Source organism: Streptomyces celluloflavus, from assembly GCA_000720995.1.
In the GTDB taxonomy this organism is placed as follows: Bacteria; Actinomycetota; Actinomycetes; order Streptomycetales; family Streptomycetaceae; genus Streptomyces; species Streptomyces celluloflavus.
On record JOEL01000111.1, the window covers coordinates 1 to 3,912 of the forward strand.

A 3,912-nucleotide genomic window follows, 5' to 3' on the forward strand; every position below is an offset into this window, starting at 1 on the left:
ACCGTCCGCGGAGACCACGACCGTGTGGGACACACCGGGGGTGTTGTCCACGAAGTTGGTGATCAACCAGTTCAGGTTCTGCGCCGCCTGGCTCATCGGGCTCACACTAACGCTCCTGATCGTAGGTGCTGCCGGGGCCGAAGCCCTGTTGGTCATTGTGGGGGACTTCCGGGTGGTCCGTGCCCGCATTGCGCCCCTGCTGGACACCGCGGCGCAGATTGCTCAGCCTGCCGCGGACGTCCTCCGGGGCGCGGGAGACCTGTGGGCCACCCCGCGGGGTCTGCTCCGCCGTGCCCTCGACCAAGTTGGCCTTGGGCACCCGCCGGGGGAGGCCGGAGGGAGTGATCCCGCCCGCCTTCGGCTCACGCAGTCGCTCCGCGCGTTCCCAGCGCTCATCGTTGGACGTGCGCCACTCGGAGCCGTCCGGACCGCCCTCCGGCGCGCTCCGCTGCTGCGGGGGCGCCACCGGCTCCGCGGGCTGCTGCCACTGCTGCTGAGCCTGCGGCGAGCCGCCCTGGCGGCGCGGAAGGCCGGCATCGGTCAGCGAGTGGGAGTCGCTCGGGATAGCGCCCGGACGGTCGAATGCTACGCGCTCGGACGCGTCGGCGGGAGCGTCGGAACCATTCCGGTCAGATACCGATTCGGTCCCGAAGTGACCGTCGTGCGCCGGGCGTTCGGGCCACTCCTCCGGCCGTGCGGGATCGTGCGCGGGGAACGGCTGCGGGACGGCGGGCCGCGCGAGGTCCGGCTGCCCGAACACCGGGCCGCCGTAGGAGCGGTCGTCGTACGGCGGCTGTCCGGCCGTCCGCCCGGGGTGGCCCTGATGGGCGGCACCAGGCGGCGCCTCTGCGGCGAAGGGCGGAGCGCCGTCCCGCGGCACGGTGTCGGCCCGCGCCTCCCGTGCGGCCCGGCGCTCCTCGCGCAGCAGCGAACGGCCCACCGGGTCCGGTGCGGGCGATTCGCCGGACGGCTGGTAGCCGGTCTCGTCGAAGCCCAGCTCGGCGGCGGTGCGGTGGTCGCTCTCGTACGCGGTCTGCCGGTGCTCGGGCACGATCTTGGAGACCGTGAAGTCGTCGTCGAACCGCTCCTCGCCGCCACCGCCATGGGTGATCGCCTCGGGCAGCATGACGAGCGAGGTGGTGCCGGCCTGCTCGCCGGAGGGGCGCAACTGGACCCGGATACCGTGCCGGTCGGCCAGCCGGCCGACCACGAACAGGCCCATCCGCTGGGAGACCGCGGCGTCCACGCTCGGCGGGTTGGCCAGCTTGTGGTTGATGTCCGCGAAGTCCTCGGGGGTGAGCCCGATGCCCTTGTCGTGGATCTCGATCATCATCCGGCCGTCCGGCAGCCGGGTCGCGGCCACCCGCACCTTGGCCTGCGGCGAGGAGAACGTGGTGGCGTTCTCCAGCAGTTCGGACAGCAGGTGCACCAGGTCGGTCACGGCGTTGCCGTGGATCTCGCTCTCGGGGACGCCGGTGAGCTCCACCCGTTCGTAGGACTCCACCTCGGAGGCGGCCGCCCGCAGCACGTCGACCAGCGGCACCGGCTGGTTCCAGCGGCGGCCCGGCTCTTCACCCGCGAGGATGAGGAGATTCTCGCCGTTGCGCCGCATACGGGTGGCGAGATGGTCCATCCGGAAGAGGCTCTCCAGCTGGTCCGGGTCCGCCTCGTTGTTCTCCAGCCCGGTGATCAGCGCCAGCTGACGCTCGATGAGGCCCTGGTTGCGGCGCGAGAGGTTGGTGAAGATCGCGTTGACGTTCCCGCGCAGCAGCGCCTGCTCCGCGGCGAGCCGGACGGCCTCGCGGTGCACCTGGTCGAAGGCGCGGGCCACTTCGCCGATCTCGTCGGTGGTGGCGATCGGGATGGGCTGGACGCGGGTGTCGACCCGGCCCGGGTCCGTCCGCGAGAGCTGGTCGACCAGCATCGGCAGCCGCTGCTCGGCGATCCCGAAGGCGGCGGTGCGCAGCCGGCGCATGTTGTGGCTCATCCGACGGGCCATCAGACCCGCCACGAGGAACGCGGCCACCAGGGCGGCCAGCACGATCGCGGCGTCGATGAAGGCCGACCGCCGGGCATCGGCGGAGATCTGCGCCGCCTCGTCCACGGCCCGGTCCGACAGGTCCTTCTCGATGGCGCGGTACATGTCGAACTTGCCGGTCGCCGCGGTGAACCAGGCGTCGGCGGTGGTGCCCTTGGCGGCCAGGTCCTCGGGTGCGGTGCCGGCGGCGATGGCGGTGGCCATGGCGTCCATCGACGGCGGGGCGTGGAACTGCCGCCCGGCCGCCAGGTCCCGCTCCCTGGCCCGCGCGGCCTTCTCCTGTGCGGACTTCGTCAGGGCGGCGGCTTCCCGGGTCAGCCGCGCGACGTCCTCGGGCGTGCCGCCGGAGGTGTACTCGCCGATGGCGATGGTCTCCAGATAGCGGTACGACGCGAAGGCGGTCAGCTGGAGTGTGTGGTCCTTGCCGCCGTGCGGGGCGGCCGGACCGACCAGGAGGTGGGTGCCGATCGAGCGCTGAAGCGATTCTGCGGCCTTGGCCAGCGACACCGCGTAGACGGTGCGGCCGTAGGAGGTGATGTTGCCGGTGCCCAGACCGAGTTCGTTCGCGAACTCCATCAGCGGGTGCTGGATCTCGACGTACTCCTCTTCGGTCCGCACACCCGGCAATCTGGTGGTGTAGGCGTCCGCGCGCAGCCGCTCCAGCCGGGGCTCGACCTTCTCGAACGCGGCGAGCCGGCGCTTGAGCCCCTCCTTGTCCGGCATGTCGGCGACGGCCCGGCGGAACTGCTGGCCCGCGGTGGTGGTGGCGTTCCACGCCTCCTGGACGGCGGGGTCGTCCTTCTTGCCGGCCAGCAGGGGAACGGCGGTGCGGTCCCGCTCGTTGATGAGGGCGTTGCTGTAGGAGAGAGCGGCGCGCACGAGCTTCGCGGTCCGCTCCGCGTCCTGCGCGTCCCGCCAGGTGGCGAGCGAGCTGTTGACCCGCAGCCCGCCGAAGGCCAGGGCGACCAGGACGGGGATCAGCATGATGGCGTTCAGCCGGGTGGCCACCCGCCAGTTGCGCGGGGAGTATCTGCCGCCGCTGACCGGGGGCCGGGCGGCCGGGACGGCGGGTGCGTCGGAAGCCGGTGCCGCACTGCGCGGCGGTGGCGTGAAGTTGCCCCGCCGCTGCTCTTGCGGCGCGGGGCTCGACTTTCTTCGCCTCACTCGACCAACAACCTCTCGCCGACGGCACGGATCCGTCGCGCCGCTTCTCCTGGGCGTTCGCACTCCGAAGTTGAAGGAATTTCAGCACGTCAGGGCGGCGCCTTCCAAACACCGGACGGAGCTGGGGCACAGGCGAGGGAGCGTCAGATAAAAGGGGCGTTAAGGACGAGCCCCGGCAAAAGGCGGGAGAAGTGTGCGCACAGCGAAGTTATGCGTGCGCGAGGGGTGTTGCCCGCGGAGCAATTCACTGTCGAAACGTTATGAACACCGCCGGCGGGCGTGGCAAAGGACACAGTTACCACCGGCGGTCACAGGGAACCGATCCGCGAGCTGCGGAACGGGCCGCCGGGCGCGGACGCCGTCCGGCCCGCCGCCGTATCGGGCGGGCCGGATGCCGCCCGGCTACTTCAGCCGGGCCATCAGCGCGTGCTCGACCAGCGTGATGAGTGCGCTCTTGGCCTCGGAGCGGTGTCGTGCGTCGGTCGTGAGGATCGGGGTGCCCGGTCCGATCTGCAGTGCTTCGCGGACCTCGTCCGGTGTGTACGGCTGGTGCCCCTCGAAGCCGTTGAGGGCGATGACGAAGGGGAGTCCGCTGTTCTCGAAGTAGTCGACGGCGGGGAAGCAGTCGGCGAGGCGGCGGGTGTCGACGAGGACGCTGGTCCAGGGTGATGCGGCCGAAGTCCATCGCGACCGTCGTGGTCGTCTTGTCC

At 71.4% G+C, this 3,912-nt stretch carries 1 protein-coding gene and 2 pseudogenes; all 3 read right to left on the reverse strand.

What is annotated here, in order from left to right; genetic code table 11:
- Nucleotides 1-156 (reverse strand): annotated as a pseudogene (locus tag IH09_RS40495) (roadblock/LC7 domain-containing protein); the annotation flags it as partial.
- A complete protein-coding gene (locus tag IH09_RS36030) occupies nt 107-3,202 on the reverse strand; it encodes a nitrate- and nitrite sensing domain-containing protein (protein ID WP_052861963.1) in 3,096 nt (1,031 codons plus the stop codon). The pseudogene IH09_RS40495 and the gene IH09_RS36030, both read right to left, overlap by 50 nt.
- 402 nt (nt 3,203-3,604) lie before the next feature.
- Nucleotides 3,605-3,912: pseudogene (locus IH09_RS36035) on the reverse strand (ATP-binding protein); the annotation flags it as partial.